This window comes from Rhodohalobacter sp. SW132, from assembly GCF_003390325.1.
Classification (GTDB): domain Bacteria; phylum Bacteroidota; class Rhodothermia; order Balneolales; family Balneolaceae; genus SW132.
On the sequence record NZ_QUOK01000014.1, the window covers coordinates 17,247 to 36,836 of the forward strand.

The 19,590-nt window shown below is 46.5% G+C and carries 16 protein-coding genes; 8 read left to right on the top strand and 8 right to left on the bottom strand.

Annotation, left to right across the window (positions count from 1 at the left end):
- The first annotated feature begins 22 nt into the window (after positions 1–22).
- Positions 23–274 (top strand): hypothetical protein, encoded by a 252-nt coding sequence (locus DYD21_RS19370; RefSeq protein WP_147303652.1) that lies wholly within the window; start codon positions 23–25, stop codon positions 272–274.
- Between the two features lie 74 nt (positions 275–348).
- On the opposite strand, the gene dat is transcribed toward DYD21_RS19370, so the two are convergent.
- Positions 349–1,200: a D-amino-acid transaminase gene (gene dat, locus DYD21_RS19375; protein ID WP_116038673.1), complete on the bottom strand. Its 852-nt coding sequence runs from the start codon at positions 1,198–1,200 to the stop codon at positions 349–351.
- Positions 1,201–1,590: 390 nt separating this feature from the next.
- Between dat and DYD21_RS19380 the strand changes: the two genes are divergently transcribed.
- Positions 1,591–1,899, top strand: coding sequence for a YciI-like protein (locus tag DYD21_RS19380; protein WP_116038674.1), 309 nt, complete (start codon positions 1,591–1,593; stop codon positions 1,897–1,899).
- Between the two features lie 4 nt (positions 1,900–1,903).
- Here DYD21_RS19380 and DYD21_RS19385 read toward each other — a convergent pair whose 3' ends face one another.
- Positions 1,904–2,800, bottom strand: coding sequence for an RraA family protein (locus DYD21_RS19385; RefSeq protein WP_199535615.1), 897 nt, complete (start codon positions 2,798–2,800; stop codon positions 1,904–1,906).
- An 87-nt stretch (positions 2,801–2,887) separates the two neighbouring features.
- Here DYD21_RS19385 and DYD21_RS19390 point away from each other — a divergent pair, with 87 nt between their 5' ends.
- Complete coding sequence (locus tag DYD21_RS19390) at positions 2,888–4,063, top strand: hypothetical protein (protein ID WP_116038675.1); 1,176 nt, start codon at positions 2,888–2,890, stop codon at positions 4,061–4,063.
- A gap of 86 nt (positions 4,064–4,149) precedes the next feature.
- On the opposite strand, the gene DYD21_RS19395 is transcribed toward DYD21_RS19390, so the two are convergent.
- Positions 4,150–5,964 (bottom strand): DUF3466 family protein, encoded by a 1,815-nt coding sequence (locus DYD21_RS19395; protein ID WP_158607379.1) that lies wholly within the window; start codon positions 5,962–5,964, stop codon positions 4,150–4,152.
- A gap of 590 nt (positions 5,965–6,554) precedes the next feature.
- Here DYD21_RS19395 and DYD21_RS19400 point away from each other — a divergent pair.
- On the top strand, positions 6,555–7,688 hold the full coding sequence (locus DYD21_RS19400) for a PLP-dependent aspartate aminotransferase family protein (RefSeq protein WP_116038677.1): 1,134 nt from the start codon (positions 6,555–6,557) through the stop codon (positions 7,686–7,688).
- Positions 7,688–7,855, top strand: coding sequence for a hypothetical protein (locus tag DYD21_RS21170; RefSeq protein ID WP_158607380.1), 168 nt, complete (start codon positions 7,688–7,690; stop codon positions 7,853–7,855). The genes DYD21_RS19400 and DYD21_RS21170 overlap by 1 nt, the downstream gene beginning before the upstream one ends.
- Before the next feature lie 202 nt (positions 7,856–8,057).
- Here DYD21_RS21170 and DYD21_RS19405 read toward each other — a convergent pair whose 3' ends face one another.
- Both DYD21_RS19405 and DYD21_RS19410 read right to left on the bottom strand, forming a co-directional pair.
- Positions 8,058–9,236: a PQQ-dependent sugar dehydrogenase gene (locus DYD21_RS19405; protein ID WP_116038678.1), complete on the bottom strand. Its 1,179-nt coding sequence runs from the start codon at positions 9,234–9,236 to the stop codon at positions 8,058–8,060.
- A 28-nt stretch (positions 9,237–9,264) separates the two neighbouring features.
- Positions 9,265–10,119, bottom strand: coding sequence for an LEA type 2 family protein (locus DYD21_RS19410; protein WP_116038679.1), 855 nt, complete (start codon positions 10,117–10,119; stop codon positions 9,265–9,267).
- Between the two features lie 127 nt (positions 10,120–10,246).
- On the opposite strand from DYD21_RS19410, the gene DYD21_RS19415 reads away from it, so the two are divergent.
- From DYD21_RS19415 to DYD21_RS19425, 3 genes are all read left to right on the top strand, one after another.
- A complete protein-coding gene (locus tag DYD21_RS19415) occupies positions 10,247–10,831 on the top strand; it encodes a pyridoxamine 5'-phosphate oxidase family protein (RefSeq protein ID WP_116038680.1) in 585 nt (194 codons plus the stop codon).
- Positions 10,832–11,012: 181 nt separating this feature from the next.
- On the top strand, positions 11,013–13,865 hold the full coding sequence (locus tag DYD21_RS19420) for a DUF4397 domain-containing protein (RefSeq protein WP_116038681.1): 2,853 nt from the start codon (positions 11,013–11,015) through the stop codon (positions 13,863–13,865).
- A gap of 271 nt (positions 13,866–14,136) precedes the next feature.
- The gene (locus DYD21_RS19425) at positions 14,137–15,507 is read left to right on the top strand and encodes a dipeptidase (RefSeq protein WP_116038682.1); all 1,371 of its coding nucleotides are present in this window, start codon (positions 14,137–14,139) and stop codon (positions 15,505–15,507) included.
- 719 nt (positions 15,508–16,226) lie between these two features.
- Here the strand turns inward: DYD21_RS19425 and panD are convergent.
- The 3 genes from panD to sucB form a co-directional block, all read right to left on the bottom strand.
- Positions 16,227–16,643 carry an aspartate 1-decarboxylase gene (panD, locus tag DYD21_RS19430; RefSeq protein ID WP_116038683.1) on the bottom strand — a complete coding sequence of 139 codons (417 nt, stop codon included), beginning with the start codon at positions 16,641–16,643 and terminating at the stop codon, positions 16,227–16,229.
- 11 nt (positions 16,644–16,654) lie between these two features.
- The gene (gene panC / locus DYD21_RS19435; RefSeq protein ID WP_116038684.1) at positions 16,655–17,542 is read right to left on the bottom strand and encodes a pantoate--beta-alanine ligase; all 888 of its coding nucleotides are present in this window, start codon (positions 17,540–17,542) and stop codon (positions 16,655–16,657) included.
- 68 nt (positions 17,543–17,610) lie between these two features.
- On the bottom strand, positions 17,611–19,395 hold the full coding sequence (gene sucB / locus DYD21_RS19440) for a 2-oxoglutarate dehydrogenase, E2 component, dihydrolipoamide succinyltransferase (RefSeq protein ID WP_116038685.1): 1,785 nt from the start codon (positions 19,393–19,395) through the stop codon (positions 17,611–17,613).
- Positions 19,396–19,590 lie beyond the last annotated feature (195 nt).

Here is a 19,590-nt window from a genome sequence, read left to right on the forward strand (position 1 = left end):
CGGCATGATTACGCTTCACCGAATGAGTCAAGATTCCTATGCTGATGCCATTGAAGATCGGTTCCAGGATTTGGTTTTATCCTATCAATCCAAAATGTACACATCAGATCAAACCGATAAAACTCTGCCGCAAATTGAGGATGGTGACCGGCGAATATCAGGAGAAAAGGAAATTGAACAATGGCTTATAAAACTTGAGGATGAACTCAAATGGCAGCGAAGCCTCAGCGGTGACGGATGCTACATCGATCCGGAATCCGGCAACGTTTGCTGATCAGTTTTACAGTGGGTCAGGGTTCAGTGTGTCAGAAATTACTGTAAACTGACACACTGATTTCTGACACACTGTTAACTGCCGTAAAGCATTTCTTTGTATGCCTTCTGAATTTTTCTCACAACCGGGCCAGGTTTTCCACCGCCAATTTTTTTCCCGTCAACTTCCGTCACCGGCTGGATATCGGTTGTTGTACCTGAAAAAAAGAGCTCATCCAGCTCAAAAAGATCATCCAGACGGATCGGCATAAATTTGACCGGAATTCCCAGCTCATCAGCAAATCCGATGACTGCATTTCGTGTGATGCCGCTCAGAATATAGTGTGTGGCCGGATAGGTATAGAGTGTTCCGTCTTTAACCCCGAAAATATTCGCATTAGGACTTTCGGTAATCGCTCCGTCACGTATCATAACGGCGCTGTTTACTCCGGCCTCTGTTGCCTGCTGTTTGGCAAGGGTATTTGGCAGCAGATTCACCGTTTTCAGATTGCAGCGGCTCCATCGAACATCAGATACGGTTATGGCATCCACACCCGTTTTATGAAGCTCTGTGTGCGGACTGAAAGATTCAGCAGAGAGATATACCGTTGGCTCAACCTCTGGCTCCGGAAAGGTGTGCGTTCGCGGCCATGCAGAGCCCCGCGTTATCTGGATATAGACTTTCGCTTCACCGGTTTGCAGCGAGTTCTTTTCAATCAGCGTACGGCTGATTTCAGGAATCTCACGTTTCAGGCTTTCCCTCAGGGTGATCTTCAATCCTTCAAGCCCTTCATCCATTCGGGAAAGATGCTCATCTTCCATGATAAAATTTCCTTCCACCACGCGTACCACTTCATAGATTCCATCCCCAAAAACAAAACCGCGGTCGCCGACAGAAACGTTGGCTTCAGTGTGATCCACATAGGTACCGTTCAGATATACAAGCATAAAATTGTTTTGACTGATTATTTTTTACCGGGTAAATCTATCCTTTTTTTCGGTATAAATACATTTCAGAGGTGTTAAAAAACTTTCGCAGAGCTCTCTCCCAATCACTGAACAATTTGCTTATCAATATCGCCGGTGGTTTTGTACTTTTATGAACCTGAATTCGATTTAAAAAAATTGCAAAATCAGTCCAACAAGGGCGTTATTTAAGTTAATTCGTCAACATTTATGTCATGCCGGACTTAGATCCGGCATCTCCTGCCTTTGTTAAAGACAGTAGATCACGCATCAAGTGCGAGATAACGCACTTGTTTGACTGATTTTTGATATCCGTCTAATTTAAGAATAGAACTCAGGTTATGACGAATTTTAATTAACGAAGCTTTATTCATGCACTACCTTCTGATTTACGAACTGGCCCCTGACTATCTCGAAAGCCGTGAAAAACATCGCGATGAACATTTGAAACTTGCGTGGGATTCACACGAAAGCGGTGATTTAATCCTGGGCGGCGCGCTGAAAGATCCATCTGATAACGCAATATTGCTATTCAAGGGAGAATCGCCCGAGAGCGCGGAATCGTTTGCAAAAAAAGATCCGTATGTGATTCACGGGGTCGTAACAAGATGGGAAGTCCGCCCCTGGCACACCGTTGTAGGAGACGATCCATTTCAAGTTGTGAAGCCGGAAGAGGAGTAACTCCTTAATCCCGTGGATGATTCGGGTCACGGGGCAGTCCGAGGCGCTCGAAAAACTCTTCGGGCTCCTCTCGAATCCGAACGGTATCGTCAAGTGGAAGGCCGAGGTCTTCATAAAATGTTCTTCTGCCCTCAATATCATCCACAAGCTCCTGGTAGGCAATCTGCCCCACTCTCACGGCTACCCGCCGGGGAACCACAACCACGCCGTCGCTATCAGCAACAATCATATCTCCCGGGTAGATCAGCGCGCCTCCAATTACAACCGGACGCTGCACATCAATCACTTCATTTCTGCCGATTCGCTCACCTCTTCCCCGCTCATAGTAGTTCGTGTAGACGGGATTTTTCTGCAGGATAATCTCATCAATATCACGAATTCCTCCGGCAGATATCACTCCCCTCGATCCCATATTCTGCCAGTCCATAATGTTTTTCGACCCAACCGAACCGGTGTCGTTGTCGTCGCGGTTATCGATCACTACAACAGAACCTTCTTTAATATAATCGTGGAAAGGCTCGTCGGAAAGCTCATTATACCACATGCCGCGCCAGTTTCTGTACTCCTCGTAGTTTTCAGGGTCTGTAAGATCCGCCCCCGGATGCTTTGGCCGGTTTGTTGGCGCATATCGTACGGTAACCGCAATCCCGGAAATCCTGTGGCTCATCTGCTGTACATCTTTCCAAAGTGGCGCTATCATCGGGTCCATCACACCCACATCCATATAGCCAACCGTTACCATGCCGTCCACAACATCAGCCACGCGAGCACCGTCATAAAGCTCCAGCAACACCTCATCAGACACATCCTGCCCTTCTTGCGCTAATATATCAGAACTAAACATCCCGGTTATCGTTAAAACCACCGATAAAAATGCAATTGTACCTGTTTTCCTCATCATTCCATCTCCAATAAGATTTGAATTAATAAATCGATTTGAATATATATAAATTGTGGTACCGCTTCCAACCTTAACTAAATCTTCTCCATGGGTTCATCATTTCTAAAATTCCTGTTTCTAACCACCTTTACCTGCCTTCTTGTAAATCCACCTGTAACAGGACAGTTTCTGGAAACGTTTGATTCGAGCCCGTCAACCGAATGGAGAACACCAACCGGCGATGGTGAAGCGGAAAGCGATCTTTTATTTGAGAACGGATCGGCTACCTTTGTTGTAGACGCCACAAATGACCGACGCAATATCTGGTGGGCTATTATGCAGACCACCGTATCCGAGCAGCTTGATCTTGAACAGCTTGCCGACCCAAGTTATGAACTCCGGATTGAAGCAAGGGTGCGAACCAGCCACGCCCCGAGGCGAATCAACCTTCACCTGAACACGCAAAGAACCACAGATTTTCATTCACACCTGGTGGAGTTTGATCTGCCAGACACAACAAAGTGGCACACCGTAAGCATGACCACCAGCGGATTTGACGGCCGCCCGGGTGATACGGTAAACGGTCACATTGCGCTGATGGATTGGGGCAATGAGATCTATCGGCTGGAAGTGGAATATTTTAGAGTAGACATAGTGAATACCGATGAGGCGGAACCCGATCACGGTGAACAGGTGGTCTACCCGCCGCCCGAGCCGGAACCGGACCAATTTGAGCATACCGTTCCGGTAGCAGATGCCGGCATGATCGACCGTCAATTCCCCGGTATAAATATGAGCGGCTGGCGTTTTGGGAATCGTTCAGTACTGACCACAGATGCCACCAAAATGATTCTGATGCGCTGGGAGCTAGATGAATATAAAGACAAGAATGTGTCGGGTTACGGAATGCTGGAACTAACGCCATTTCATACTGCTAAAACCGTTGGAGCAGATATCCCAGAATACGACCAGGTCCGCCTGGTGGAAGTTCTCGGCGGTGATTCATCCTGGAACAGAGATGAGGTGACATTCGACAGTTTTACACACGGCCAGCCTCTGAATCGAGTTTTAAACCCGCAGATGATCATTGATATAGATCTGCCCGAAACCATGGATCAACCTGTGCAAATTCATATTCCGCGACCTGTACTGCAGAGAATGGTAGAGGGGAAAACCAAAGGAATTGCGCTCTATCCGCTGGGACCGCTGCACGCATCGTTCTACTTTGAAAATCGCCAAGATGGGAAGCACCAGCCACGGTTATATTTTAACACAGAACATTGAAGCGGTGCGAAAATATAAAAGGCGGGCAAAGCGTGAAATAATCCATGCTTTGCCCGCCTTCAGTCACCACTACTTAAACTGTTTTCTTATGAGTTCTGCCTGATGGATACCTTCCATTTTGCGGGGTAGAAATTTCCGTTATCATCATAGCTGTACCCTACAATTTCACCTTCGTTGTTGATGGCACGAGCGAGGCTGTTTCCGCCGAGTGTTGGCAGTTCAATCATACCGTTCTCTTCATCCCAGTAAAACGCCCGGTTCTGTCCGTTTCCAATATCGCCGTAACCAACAACCTGTCCATTGTCATTTATGTCCCAAGCAGTGCTCCATGAACCGCCGAGTGTTCCCAGGTTCATCATGCCATCAACTTCATGCCAGATAAACGCCTCTGACCTGAAACTACTCTGCATTGCCGCACCAGCTTTACCGCGAATAGCTTGATCCATTTGTGATAGTTCGATCGACACAGATTGATCCAGGCTCTCCTTCCATGGAAAAGCCTCCCGCTGAAATGTGGAGTTTTGAACCATTTCCATCACATGGGCGTAATCGTAAGAACCACCCGCACCGGCACGCTTTAAAATTCGCTCAATTTTGGTGATGGCCTGTTCTGCATCAGCTGAGGATGAAGCAAACCGGCTGTTATCGTTTTGGGATACCAGTACGGACCCGACTACTTCATTATGATTGTTTATGGCGTGTGCCCGTGCGGCACTAAATCCATGGAATGAGCCGAGACTCTGAATTCCGTTTTCTTCACTCCAGATAAATCCACGGTTGCTTACGTTATAATCCGTTCCCACAACATAGCTGCCGTTGTTGATGCCTGTTGCCCAGCCGTCTGATCCAATGGTTTTAGAATCGTCACCATTGCTCCATACAAAAGCCTGTAATTCATAATCGTACTCTTCGCCGAAATCCTCATCGTAATAGAGCAGTGTTTCAGTCGTAATCTCACCGACAACCTGGCCATCTTCGTTGATATCATTTGCCTCACTTGAGTCTCCTCCAAGACCTGAAAGATCCTGTACTCCGGTGCCCGCTTGCCAATACACTGCATTTCTGCCACGGGTTCCCACAACTTCTCCATTGTTATTCATCGCACGAGCAAAAATATTCCCCATAACGGTGAGTCCGTTTTCATTATCCCAAAAATGATTTCCTCCGACAATCTGTCCGTGATCATTAATATCCCAGGCAACTGTTAAATTATATTCATCTGACAGATTTACCAGGCCCACTGCGATGGGAACCTCCTCAATCAGAACAAAGTCTCCCTCATTTTCTGATGTAGCGATAATGGCATAATGTGTATCCGAACTGTAATGAAAACTATTCGCACCCGATTCTGCTTTTTGAACCAGGTTTTTAACTCTCTCTGTATCATATCCCGCAGCGCCATTTTCTTTCATCCCCTCGGGAAGCTGATCTGGGCTGGCATCATCTATATTAAACCCACTATGGCCGATTAGCGACCAAATTGCAGCCTGAAAGTCACGATAGGTGAGTTCAGTGTCTGAGGCTTTCATTTTTTGCCGTTCATTCAGTAAGTAATTTACTGGTTTCCAGTACTCTTCGTTATATGTGGTAAAGAGCGCTACATTTTCCAGGGTTACTTCATCTTCAAAATCATTAGTTATTGAATGCAGCCAGCCGTTCCTCGTGCCAGTTGAAAGATGTGCATTATGCCCCGTGCTATTTACGTTTAATATATAATAAGCATTATCGCTGCGATTTAATGTGATCGATGCATTTTCGCCACCGTTCACCATGCTCAGTTCAGGCTGGAGATTCTCCCCGTTCATCTCACCGGAATTGATCGACATATCGTTCTCACACGACGCGATCGTCACCATAACCAGGAGGGCAAGAATAGTGTAAAATGTATTTTTTCTGTACATCTGCTTTGATTTTTTTGTGCTACTGTATGTTGATTTAGACATAAATAAACTCTCTGCCTTTGGGTCATATGCCTGTTATTTCTGATCCGGTTACATTCCCAAATGGGGAATGTTCTGATCTCAGGCGTACATTTGCTTTTTTATATTTTCCAGAACTATAGAATTTTTACTCACAGAAAAATAGCAAAACAATTCACAACAAAGCCCACATGAACGGTTATAATCTTTTAACAGATGATTGACAGATTCCTAAACAACCTCAGGACACCCTCTTATGCGCCACTATATAACATTAAAACGGGTTACGGAAATAATAATGGAATGTTCAGGAATCATTTTTTTATCATATATGGACTCTATAATGCATAGTATCATATGTTTAATGATTGATTATTAGCTTGATTTATAAAAATATTAAGAAAGAATTACTCCATTTTGAGCGTGTAATCGAAAAAAGGTTCCATTTAAAGATATTTCTGCAGAGGTCTGCATCTTTTCGTTACATTTTGTTCTGTCGGATTTGAATTCTACAACATCAATTCAACTCTGACTCACACTAACTCTGAATTCACGTTTACTAAATTCTTCTTATGCGATTCGAAACCAAAGCGATTCACACCGGCCTGGATATCGGCAACCCATCAAAAGCGGTTATTCCTCCTATATCTCCAAGTACCATTTTTGAAATCGATGCCGATGGGAGAAATGTAAACGATTTACATTACACCAGGCTCGGCAACCCGAACCGCCTTCAGTTTGAAAAGCTGATCGAAACTCTTGAAGAAGGAAAAGCTGCTGCCGCATTTTCATCCGGAATCGCTGCCGCCAGTGCGGTTTTGCAGGCGCTTAAACCGGGAGATCACATCATCATTCCGGAAGATGTGTATGCCGGAAACCGAAAAATGGTCACCGACATCATGCTGCGATGGGGCCTGAAAGCAGATTTTATTAAAATGACAGATTTGAACCGGATTGAAGAACATATCAAACCGGAAACCCGGCTGATCTGGATTGAAACACCATCCAACCCGATGATGAGGATCACCGATATCGAAGCAGTTGCTGAGTTGGCAAAAGCGCATTCCGGTTCACAGAAAATATTTACCCTGGTAGATAATACCTGGCCGAGCCCGGTGAATCAGCTTCCGCTTCGGCTGGGAGCAGACCTGGTGCTTCATTCCACCTCAAAATATTTTGGCGGGCACAGCGATATCCTTGGCGGTGCGCTCGTTTCTGCTGAAGATGATGACTTATTCGATCAGATCCGCCTGATTCAAAAGATTGGAGGTGCCGTGCCCTCTCCCCAGGATTGCTGGATGCTGAGCCGGAGTACTCGAACACTCGCCTACCGGATGAAAGGGCATAACGAACACGCGGCAAAAGTTGCGGATTTTCTGCAAAATCACTCTAAAGTTGCGGATGTGTATTATCCCGGACTGGAATCTCATCCCGGACACGAAATTGCTGAAAAGCAGATGTCCGCTTATGGAGGTATGATTTCGTTTCTGATTGAGGGTGATGCGCATGAGGCGATACGAATCGTTGGTCGGTCAAAACTGATCAAACGCGCGACGAGCCTGGGCGGCGTGGAGAGCACATGGGAGCACCGGGTTAGCAGTGAAGGCGAAGGGTCAATCACGCCCGATACACTTATTCGCATCAGCGTGGGACTTGAGCACGTGGATGATATCCTTGAAGATCTGGATCATGCGATGAAGGAGTAGTGCAGGGTGCAGGGTGCAGGGTGCAGGGTGCAGGGTGCAGGGTGCAGGGTGCAGGGTGCAGGGTGCAGGGTGCAGGGTGCAGGGTGCAGGGTGCAGGGTGCAGGGTGCAGGGTGCAGGGTGCAGGGTTTTGCAAAAAATAAGTCATCCCGGGCGGGATGACTTATAGTAGTTTAAAAATTTCAGGTGAATTGTCTTGGCGGGAATTAACCCCGCGATCTCCCATCTGCGAATGGAATTATTCCTTAATTGCTGATTCGTCCGATGGATCGTAAATGGGAGATGCCGAGTCGGGGCACGGCATGACGAGAATATATCTCAACTTTTGGATATCGATTCGGCAATTGAGGCCTGGACGAAATCAAATATCATCAATCAACTGGTACAATCCGGCTTATTTTTCCTTCCGATTCGTTGGCGAAATAGATGTAACCATCAGGGGCCATGTGAACATCACGAATGCGCCCGATTCCTTCCAGGATTCTTTCTTCCCGCACAAACTGGTCACCATCAAGTTCGGTTCGGGCAATAAGCTGACCAGCAAGCGCTCCGTTCATAATATTTCCAGTCCAGTTTGGATATCGGTCACCGGTCACAAAATCCATTCCGGATGGGGCGATAGACGGGGTCCAGTGCATCACAGGCTGTTCCATTCCGGCGCGGGTAGTATCTTCTGTTATGATGGAGCCATTATAATTAACACCGTGTGTGATTTCGGGCCAGCCGTAATTTGCTCCCGGTTTATCATGCACGTTAATTTCATCCCCTCCGCGCGGACCGTGTTTGTTGGTCCAGATCACACCGGTTTCGGGATGAACCGTCATTCCCTGGATATTCCGGAGGCCATACGCGAAAATTTCATCGAGGCCATCTTCTCCGACAAACGGATTGTCGTCAGGTACTGAGCCGTCATCATGCAGCCTGAAAAGATTTCCGTTGGAGTTTGAGATATCCTGTGCCGTGTCCATATCTCCACGGTCGCCTATCGAGAAATATAGATACCCTTCACCGTCGAATTCAATACGGCTGCCGAAATGGTGTCCGGCATTGGTAAATTGATTTCCGGTATAGATCTCTTCGTGATTTACAAGTTCATAGCCGTCCAGCTGTGCACGTTCAATGGATGTGGTGGTGCCTCCTGAGCCCGGTTTGGAGTAACTGTAGTAGATCCAGCCGTTCTCTTCGTAATCAGGATGCAGGTTAATGTCGAGTAAACCGCCCTGACCCCTGGCAACCACATCAGGCACACCGGACAAAGGGTCACTGCGAAGCTGACCGTCTTCCACAACCCGGATGGTACCGCCACGTTCTGTGATCAGCACTTTTCCATCGGGGAGAAATGCCATGCCCCAGGGTGTGCTCAGGCCTTCAACAACATCTTCAATGATGATGGTGTGCAACTCAGTTTCAATTTCATCTCCGCTTAAGTCTGGTTCAGCAAAGTAATGGTTATCGGGAATTTCAGTCTGTTGATTCTGGGCGCTTGGCGCATCAGAACTGCACCCTGCGAGCAGTAGCGATGTAAACAGAAATAGGAAAAGTGTTTTCATTTAAAGGATGGTTCAGTTAGAGGTGTGATTAAAAATCGTCGATATTGAAAATTCCTTCAAGGTCGAATGGAATGGTCTGGCCGTCTACAAATCCTTCGAGGTCGGCCGCTATTTCTGCCGTTCCTGTCAGTTTATATTCGAACTCTTTTCGCCCGCCAATCATTTCAACCAGGGCAGATCCCATTTGGGATGAACTCAGGCGGATTGGTATGGTGATATCGCGGCTTTCGGATGCAGCGACGCGAATCGATTCACCCAATTCGGTATCAAGCCAGTTTCGGCCGTTAACCTGCAGTGCATAATCGGCCCCGGCGAGCACAATACCAAATGCATTGGGATTTCTTACCCGAAACGTAACTTCCGCCTCTGCACCTGAAAACGACATACTTTTCATATCAAAACCTCCAAACGAAATTTGCGGAACCCGGGGTATCGGAAGGGTGCCTGATGCTTCAGCCGGAACCGTTCTGGAGCCGATTACGGGAAGTGAGAAGGTTACGTCGGTGTCTATTTTATAGGAAAATTCATCCTGGTTCAGCAAAGACCGAAATGAATCATATACATTTGTAAACGACAGCGAAACAGGAACCTGAACAGTGGTGGTAGATTCCCTGCCCACCTCAATGCGTTCGGTTTGCGAACCGGAGATAAACGATTCATCATTAATAAAGAATTCGTAGTTATAGCTGTCAGCCGAAACTCCCATCCGGTTTGGGTTGGTTACATCAAAGTCGAACAGCAGGGTTACGCCGTCGAAGGTGATTGACTGAATGGACATATCAGAAAACTGAACACTCGGTTCTCTTACGTCGGTTGCATCACGCAATGCTGCGCAGCTTGAAAGAAAAATGAGCAGAATTGCGGAGGTCAGAATGTGTTTCATGGTTGCAAACCCGGATTATTGTATTAATATCAAAAGTATGATGGCTGCTGTAAATTAACAGAGTTTTTGCCTGAATCAAGATACTTAAATAAGAGTCAACAGTTCCATAACAGTTCACGTAAATATCATGCCAATACGTTCAACACAATCCCCCGACGATATACTAAAACAGTTAAATGATGATTTTATCAAAGCTGGCAAAGTGGAGGGGCACCCTTTCAGGATTTTCAACCTGTCTTCGGTGAAAACCGGCGGCCGATCTGCAGACAGCCGTATGGTGGTGCTTCGGGCGTTCCGTGCGGGGTGGGAATTTGAGTTTTATACCGATTTCAGATCCCCAAAAGTGCAACAGATTCAAAAATTTCCAAATATATCGGCTCTGTTTTGGGATGCAGAAAACGGGCTGCAGGTTCGGGTGGATGCTAAAACTGAAGTACATTACAGAAACCGGGTAGCTGATGACCGGTGGGAGGATGTACCGGCCCATAGCCGAAAAGAGTATGCGGCTGTGATTCCACCGGGTCAGAAATTGAACGGACCGGAGCAGGGCCACCAATGGGAAAATGAGAAGGATAATACGAATTTCGCTGTGATCATCTGTAGGGCTTACCAGGTGAGAGTGCTTCAATTAACCAAGGATGGGCACCTTGCGGTGAAAAGCCAGCGCCTGAATTCGGAAGAGGAGTGGCAAAGCGAATGGATTGCGCCATAAAAAGTTGCAAAAGCTTAAATCGCAGAATTATAGAAGAAAATATATCGAGGTTTAACAATACCATAATGAAATTGAAGCGCTTTTTTAGTACCCTTAAGCTCAATGGTTGCAAAACGACTGCAGAAAATCTAAAAGAGTACAGTCGCTAAACCTAAACTAATCACAATTAAACAATTACTATATGAAATATTTAGCTACGATCAGTAAGCTATTTTTGGGAATGCTTTTGCTATTTGCATTCACAAATACAGCTGCAATCGGACAAAATGTTATAGATGAAGAGTTACGCGATGGAGCCTTGCCGGACGGGTGGACTGAAGTTAATATGGATTTCAGAACCGGAGCCGGTGGATACGCACTTTTCGAAGAAGAGGGATCGGAACTCTGGACTCCATCCTTTGATTTAAGTGGCTTAACCGAAGCCGTTCTTACATTCCAGGTAGCAAAATTTGGATCTGGTGATGACGGCCCACTCACGGTTGAGGTCTCAGTAGACGGAGGAAATACATGGAGTGCCCAATCATACGAATCTCCTGTCCCCACAAGCTCAGACTATCTCGCAGCTGAGATGGAATTTGATGAATCCGTTTTAGGTGAAGAGGATGTGATGATTCGTTTTATCAGAACTGATAGTCCTTCAGCTAAAAGGTTGCGTGATGTAATTGTACAAGAACCAGAAGCGATGGCCAATCTTCAAATCATTCATAACTCACCGGATCCAGCTGTATCGTCTGTTGATATTTATGTGAATGGCGAAGAGTTTCTTACCGGTGTTGATTTTCGCTCAGCAACCGAATTTCTGAGTGTACCTGCAGGAGTTGATCTCGATATTCAGGTAGCACCAGCAGAAGCCGGAATCGAAAACGCAGTTGGTCCGGTAACCATCAACCTTGATGAAGACGGTTACTATATTGCAGTAGCATCCGGTGTGATAGATCCGGACGATTTCACAGACGCAGCAGGATTTAGTCTGGAACTACTTGCAAATGCAAGAACATCTGCTGAAAGTGAAGAAGATGTGGATGTAGTTATCCATCACGGATCACCAGACGCTCCGGCTGTAGATATTTACCTGACGCAAACTGGGGAAACTGCCGCTATTGAAGGTCTGGAATATCCATCGTTCTCAGATTACGTATCTCTGGATCCGGTGAATGAAGTTGTCGGAATTGCTGGTGCGGGAGGAGAAGTTATAGTAGAATTCGCTGCACCTTTTGCAACACTTGATGCAGCTGGAGCAGCTATCACGGTTCTAGCCTCAGGATTCTTTGATGCAGAAAATGCAGATGGTGAGAATAGTTTTGCCCTGCTTGCCGTGCTTGCAGATGGGTCCACAATTCTTTTAAGTGAACCGTTTGATGGAACCATCGGTTGGGCAAATCTTCAGTGGCCCGGAGAGATGGAACTTGGATCAAACCAGGCAGATACGGCTTATGCTCAGATTTGGATCGAAGATTTCACCGGCAGCGGTGAAGACCAGGAAGAATTAACCGCATGGTTCGGTGTTTATGAGGAAGATATCGATCCTGCAGACTGGCCTGAAAGTGCATGGCAGGAAGCTGATTTTAATATTAGCTCTGATAATAACGATGAATATTATGCCGCATTGAGCATGACCGAACCTGGAACCTACTACTATGCATCAAAATTCCAGCTTGGATTTGATGACCCGGTTTACGGCGGTTTCAGCGAAGATGGCGGTGGCTTCTGGGACGGTGAAACAAATGTTTCAGGCGTTATGACCGTTACTCCGGTTGAAGTTGAAAACCTGGCAGAACTGCGCGCCGGAGAAATTGGCGGCACGATCTACAGAGTAAACAACGAAGTTGTTCTTACGTTCAACAGTGACTTCCGCGGCAGAAAAGCTGTATCTGATGCAACAGCAGGAATTGTCTTTGATGATTTTTCGCGTGTGATTGAAACCGAATACAACCGTTACGACGGAATCACCGGGATCACAGGTTCGCTTGCCGTATTTAACGGCCTGATTCAATTTGAGCCATCCGAAGATCCGGGTGAGGCTTCATCAACGGATAACTCAGTGTATCCAATCAAAGTGAACATTGGTGATCTTGACTTCGAAGAGGAAGTGTCATCAGTAACAGGGCAGCTTGTGATTCTTAAAAATGTAACCGTACAAGAATCCGGTGAATGGTCAAATCAATCCACATACGTACTGGAAGATGAAGACGGAAACACGCTGAATCTGCGAACCGATCGTCTTGATCCGGATGGGGATGAAGCAATTTATTACCAGGGTGAAGCTCCGTTTATTGGAACTCAAATTCCTGACGGACCTGTCAACATCGTAGGATATATGACCCAGTTCAACTCACTGCAAATCGTACCGCGTATTGCAAGCGACATCACTCCTGCAGATGCGATTGCAGAGTTTGATCTGGAAAGCCCGGAAAATGAGACAACTCTGGTTGTAGAAGGTGAAGGTTCAGATACCATCACAATTGGCTGGACTGAAGCTGAATCTGAGGATGAGGTGACGTATTCATGGATCGCAGCCAGCCCGCTGACGACCTATGCAATTCCATCACTTGAGCTGCCATCAGCTACTCCAAGCCTTACACTTTCAAATGAAGCCATTGATGGCCTTCTGGCACAGTTCGGTGTTGAAGTGGGTGGATCAATCCCGCTGCAGTGGACCGTTGTTGCGCGAACAGAGAATGGAATCCAGTACGCCAACCAGGTATGGACTGTATCACTCGAGCGTGGCGTGGTAACCAGCCTCGATGAGGCGATTTCTGATCTTCCGCAGCAGTTTGAGCTGAATCAGAACTACCCGAACCCATTCAACCCAACCACACAGATTGAGTACGCGCTGCCGCAGGCATCCGACGTGCAAATCTCGATATACAATGTTGTGGGTCAGCGTGTGGCACTCCTGGTGAACAACGAACAGCAGTCTGCCGGATATCACACCGTATCATTCGACGCAAGTAATCTTGCCAGCGGTATGTATCTCTACAGAATCCAGGCTGGAAACTTTATCCAGACCAGAAAAATGACGCTTATCAAATAAGCCATTCTCCTGTTTTAGGAATTTTTTAAAAAAAGCCTCCCGGAATATAAACCGGGGGGCTTTTCTGTTTTTTAGGTGATTCACTGAACTGATTACCGGTAGCCTTTCTACATTTGAACACCTACCTTTCAGGGAGTTTAGGATAAAACCTCTATTGAATGAGATCCCTTTATATACTGTTTACAAGATGAAATTTTAAAATGAAACCTTGATCAAAGGGTTGGTTATGCAAAACACTCTTTGATCTAATTTTTTAATCCAGAAATAAATTATGTCTACTGTTCAAGATTATATTGATAAAAATATCGAAACGTTTCAGGGTCAGTTGTTTGAACTGCTTCGGATTCCCAGTGTTAGTACCGATTCATCCCGCAAAAGTGATGTGCAAAAAGCCGCCGGGTTTCTCTCAACACAACTCAAAGAGATCGGTCTGGATAAGGTTACGGTGCACGAGACTCCGGGTCATCCCATCATCACTGCCGAAAAAATTGTGAACGAAAATCGCCCGACGGTGCTGATCTACGGACATTACGATGTTCAGCCGCCGGACCCCGAGGAGCTGTGGGATACGCCCCCGTTTGAGCCGACCATTAAAAACGGACGTGTGTACGCCCGCGGTGCATCCGATGACAAAGGTCAATCCTTCACACATATCAAATCGGTGGAATCTTACCTTCAAACCGGAACCGAACTGCCGGTTAATGTGAAATTCATTCTTGAAGGGGAGGAGGAGATCGGGTCTCCAAACCTGGTGCCGTTTATCAAAGAGAATAAAGATCTTCTCTCCTGTGATATGGTGCTGATTTCCGATACCGCAATGTTCGGCGAAGATCAGCCGTCGATCACCTACGGACTTCGCGGTCTGGCTTATATGGAGGTTCATGTACAAGGGCCGAATCGTGATCTGCATTCCGGCGTATATGGCGGTGCGGTGAATAATCCCGCTAATGTTCTGGCTGACATCATTTCTAAATTAAAGGACGAGGACGGCGTGATCCAGATTGACGGATTCTACGACGATGTGGAGCCGCTTACGCCCGAAATGCGTGAGGCTTACAGCAAACTTCCGCATGATGAAGAAGCGTATAAAAAAGACCTTGACCTGAAAGAAGTTTTTGGCGAGAAAGGGTACAGCACCCTCGAACGTGCATCCGCACGTCCCACGCTTGATGTGAACGGACTTTGGAGTGGTTATCAGAAAGAGGGTGCGAAAACGGTTCTTCCGGCAAAAGCGAGCGCGAAAATCAGCATGCGGCTTGTGCCTGACCAGCACCCGGATAAAATTGCAAAACTGTTTGAGAAGCAGGTGCTTTCTCTGGCTCCTGACAGCGTGACGGTAAACGTTGAAGCACACCACGGCGGACACCCTGTGGTTATCGACCTCGATTACTACGGTCTGAAAGCCGCTGCACAGGCGTTTGAAGATGTGTATGAAAAAGAAGCACTCTATTCACGGGAAGGCGGCAGTATTCCGATTGTGGCAGATTTTCAGAAAATTCTCGGTGTAAATTCTATCCTGATGGGTTTTGGGCTCACTAAAGATGCACTCCATTCGCCCAACGAAAGTTTTTCACTGAAAGATTTTCATCGCGGAATTAAAACCTCAGCCCGATTTTTGGAACTTCTTCCGGAATATAGTTGATCAGATTAGAATCATTTGGCAGTGGCTGTCCAAAAAGCACGTCATCGCGGGCCTGACCCGCGATCTCCTGTTTTTTTCAAAGAATAAAGATTGAATAATGGCAGTATTAATCGCTCAAACCGGGATGAAAGATCCTGTAACAAGTGAGGTATGACTGTATCAATCAAGGAGATGAGGGGCCTTCAATGCATTGACTGGATTCAAAAGTCCAAATATCTTAAGTAGACTATGAAAGTTTTGTCCTGCCCCCTTCCATTTCAATGTCACAAACTTTGATAACTATCTTTCAAACGAAATCTGATATACTTTTGCACAATAGATCTTGTGTCGATTTTGTAATTCTTCCGGCCTTTGATTACTGAAGGAGGTGCTTGATTTGCGGGGAGTGCATGCGATGCTTGTAAAAACTACCGGCCAAATCTTAGATTACTGTCACGAAGTGATATGGACCTTTGTTTTTACATCGCAAAACGGACCGCAAATCCCGACTGAAGGAATCACCAGCCCGGCGGGTTTTGGATACTTTTGACCGCTCAAAAGTATCAGGAGAATAATCCATAATTGGCTAATTTTAGTGACATTACCTTCTACATGGAGTGTATTTGCGACATAGAAGCCTATCCCACCACTGGCGAAAGGGGGGCGGGGAAGAATAAAAAAAACCGCATGGAGTTAACCATGAGGTTTTTTCATATCAATCAGTTGAAAAAAGGGAGCCGTTATTCAGCCTCTTCTACAAGTCCATTTTCGAGCCCGTACTTCTGGCCGTGAGAGATATTATCCAGGATATCTTTTGGATTATTATCCTCATCAACAACAACTACGGTAGGCGTGTGATTTTTTGCTTCCTCAGGCTCCATTTCCGCGTATGACATGATAATCACACGATCGTCAACTTGTGTGAGCCGTGCGGCAGCGCCGTTCATACAACAGATACGGCTGCCGCGTTCGCCCGGTATGGTGTACGTTTCGAGCCTTGAACCATTGGTGATATTCACTACCTGGACCTTTTCGTACGGCAAAAGATTTGCCATTTCCAGCAGTTCTTCATCAATGGTGATGCTGCCTTCGTACATCAGGTTTGCTTCGGTGACGCGCATCTGATGGAGCTTCGATTTGAACATGGTCAGTTTCATAACTCGGATACTTATAATTCTATCAATATGTTGTCGATCAGCCGGGTCTTGCCAAGATAAGCTGCACCCGCAATGATATATGTTTGTCCTTTCTCTAACGATTCAACGGGTGAAAGCGTTTTGAGAGCAAACACATTAAGATAATCAATTTCAAAACCTTTTGCTTCAAGCTCACTTTCCTGGTGCCGGATGAGTAGTTTAGGAGTGTGTACACCCGAACGAATTTGAGTTTCAATGTACTGGAGCGATCGAAATAGTCCTGGCGCTGTAACTCGTTCATCATCAGAGAGATAAGTATTCCGGCTGCTGAGGGCAAGGCCGTCGTTGGCCCGGCGAATGGGTGCGGTGACAATCTTAACCCCATGATTAAACTCCCGGACCATCTGGCGCAATATCTGAACCTGCTGAATATCTTTCTGACCAAACACAGCTACATCCGGTTCAACCATATTAAAGAGTTTATTCACTACCTGAACAATCCCTTCAAAAAAACCGGGCCGGCTCCCGCCGCACATATGCTCGTTAAGTGTCGAAATCTTAATCTGAAAGAAGTTTTCATCACTGTACACCTCTTCTCTGTCGGGCGAAAACACAACGTCAACCCCGGCATCCCGGCACTTCTCAACATCCTTATCAAACTGGCGGGGATAGGTTTCGTAATCCTCATTGGGGCCGAACTGGGTAGGATTCACAAATATTGAAACGATAACAATGTCCGCCTGTTCTTTTGCAATCTCAATCAGAGAGAGATGGCCTTCATGCAGAGCACCCATGGTAGGAACAAGTGCAGCGGTCTTCCGGTTGGTGCGTAGTTCATTCAGGCAGGACTTGAGCTCGTGCACTTCGCGACAGACTGTAAGCTCATCGGAGGCAGAAACACTTATGGTAGAATCACTCATGGGGCTCCAGAAAAAAGAAGCGGCGGAATCTGCTCCCGCCGCTTTTTAAAATTACAGCGAATTTACTTTCAGATTGCCCGGTTTGGGTCAAAATCTTCAAGAAGCTCTTTTACCCGGCTGGTAAATGCCCCGCCGTGTGCTCCGTCGATAATGCGGTGATCGTAGCTCATAGACAGGTACATGATGTGGCGAATGGCAATCACATCTCCCTCTGGTGTTTCCCGAACAACCGGTTTTTTTTCAATCACGCCGGTGCCAAGAATAGCAACCTGGGGCTGGTTAATGATCGGGGTACCCATCAGGTTGCCCACACTTCCGTAGTTGGTGAGGGTGATGGTACCACCAACAAGATCGTCAGGGCTGAGCTCTTTATTTCTTGCTTTGTAAGCAAGGTCGTTAACCGCTTTGGCGATGCCGGCAAGGTTTTTATCCTGCGCCTGTTTAATTACGGGCACAATCAGTCCACCCTGGCCACCTTCACCCAGCGCAACAGCCAGGCCGAAATTGATATCTTTCTTCAGATGAATTTCATCACCATCCACTGAACTGTTGATCAGTGGAAATTCACCGATCGCTTTAATAAAAGCCTCAATAAAAATTGGAGTAAAGGTAAGTTTGATACCTGTTTGCTCCTGGAATTTATTTTTATTGGCGTTTCTCCATTTCACGATATTCGTTACATCCACTTCGCTGAATGTCGTAACATGAGCAGATGTCTGCTTGGAGCGCACCATGTGCTCGGCAATCATCTTTCGCATGCGATCCATCTTGATCACCTCAACATTCTCATGCGGACGCGTAACGTTCAGCTCACCGGCTGAAATTTTTCCATCACCTTTGGATTTTTCTGTCGGCTGTGATGTGGGCTTGGAGAGGCCGCCATTGGCAGCAGGTTTCGATGTTTTGCCGGCTTTGCGATCTTCAAGAAATGAGAGAATATCCTCTTTGGAAACCCGGCCATCTTTGCCGCTGCCTTCAATCGATTCAAGTTCTTCCTGCGAAATTCCTTCTTCTTTAGCGATAGATCGAACGAGAGGTGAGAAAAAGCGGCCGTCACTTCCCACACGCTGAGGTTCTGAGCCATTTGCGTCAGACGCTGATTTTGTTTGCTCCGCTTTTCCGGATGAAGCCTGGGCAGTTTCCTTTTTTTCTGCTTTTGCGGGCTTTTCTTTCTCTTTGGATGTTCCCCCGGATGCTGCTTTTCCGGTTGTGATGATGGCGATCGGCTGGCCGACTTCAATGGTATCACCGGCTTCTACAAGAATTTCTGCGAGGGTTCCGGCTTCGGGTGACGGAACCTCAGTGTCAACTTTATCGGTGGCAATTTCGAGAAGCGGTTCATCCACTTCAACAGTATCACCGACCTGCTTGATCCATTCGATCACTTCACCTTCCATAACCGATTCGCCCATCTGCGGCATCACAACCTCAATGCGCTCTCCATCACCGGTATCATCGGATGAGTCATCTTCGGATGTGGTCTTTTCTTCAGCCGCTTCCTGTTTTTCTTCTGATTCTTCCGGCTCTTCTTTATCTTCGGATGCTTCTTCAGCTTCGTTTTCTGATTCGTCTGACTCTTCACCGTTATCCGAAGATGATTCGGGCGCCCCGCCCTCGGTGTCGATAATGGCGATCGCCTGGCCTACTTCAACTGTTTCGTCGGCTTCCACCAGGATTTCCACAAGCGTTCCGGCCTCGGGTGACGGCACTTCGGTGTCAACCTTGTCGGTGGCAATCTCCAATAGTGTTTCATCCACTTCCACGGAATCCCCAACTTTTTTCACCCATTCAATAATTGTTCCTTCCATTACTGATTCGCCCATTTGGGGCATCACCACTTCGACCTTTGCCATGGTATTTAATTGCTTTAACGTGTTATCAGAAACCTGATGTTTGGATTCAATTTCAAGACTTGAAAGATCAGAATAATCGGGTTTAGATCAAAATAATGAGTGAGAGCAAATAGTTTCGGTATAAGTCACTGTAAAGCGCTTAGGGCTCCTTGTAAATACAGATTGGAAGCGCTTTTAAAATTGATCGGAAATTAT

Coding starts and splice junctions, on each gene's coding strand:
- DYD21_RS19385 (WP_199535615.1), bottom strand. CDS start 2,800: ATGATGAGGAAAACAGGTACAATTGCATTTTTATCGGTGGTTTTAACG.
- DYD21_RS19425 (WP_116038682.1), top strand. CDS start 14,137: ATGTCTACTGTTCAAGATTATATTGATAAAAATATCGAAACGTTTCAG.
- sucB (WP_116038685.1), bottom strand. CDS start 19,395: ATGGCAAAGGTCGAAGTGGTGATGCCCCAAATGGGCGAATCAGTAATG.
- DYD21_RS19415 (WP_116038680.1), top strand. CDS start 10,247: ATGCCAATACGTTCAACACAATCCCCCGACGATATACTAAAACAGTTA.
- panD (WP_116038683.1), bottom strand. CDS start 16,643: ATGAAACTGACCATGTTCAAATCGAAGCTCCATCAGATGCGCGTCACC.
- panC (WP_116038684.1), bottom strand. CDS start 17,542: ATGAGTGATTCTACCATAAGTGTTTCTGCCTCCGATGAGCTTACAGTC.
- dat (WP_116038673.1), bottom strand. CDS start 1,200: ATGCTTGTATATCTGAACGGTACCTATGTGGATCACACTGAAGCCAAC.
- DYD21_RS19390 (WP_116038675.1), top strand. CDS start 2,888: ATGGGTTCATCATTTCTAAAATTCCTGTTTCTAACCACCTTTACCTGC.
- DYD21_RS19370 (WP_147303652.1), top strand. CDS start 23: ATGAGTCAAGATTCCTATGCTGATGCCATTGAAGATCGGTTCCAGGAT.
- DYD21_RS19395 (WP_158607379.1), bottom strand. CDS start 5,964: ATGTACAGAAAAAATACATTTTACACTATTCTTGCCCTCCTGGTTATG.
- DYD21_RS19400 (WP_116038677.1), top strand. CDS start 6,555: ATGCGATTCGAAACCAAAGCGATTCACACCGGCCTGGATATCGGCAAC.
- DYD21_RS19410 (WP_116038679.1), bottom strand. CDS start 10,119: ATGAAACACATTCTGACCTCCGCAATTCTGCTCATTTTTCTTTCAAGC.
- DYD21_RS19405 (WP_116038678.1), bottom strand. CDS start 9,236: ATGAAAACACTTTTCCTATTTCTGTTTACATCGCTACTGCTCGCAGGG.
- DYD21_RS19380 (WP_116038674.1), top strand. CDS start 1,591: ATGCACTACCTTCTGATTTACGAACTGGCCCCTGACTATCTCGAAAGC.
- DYD21_RS19420 (WP_116038681.1), top strand. CDS start 11,013: ATGAAATATTTAGCTACGATCAGTAAGCTATTTTTGGGAATGCTTTTG.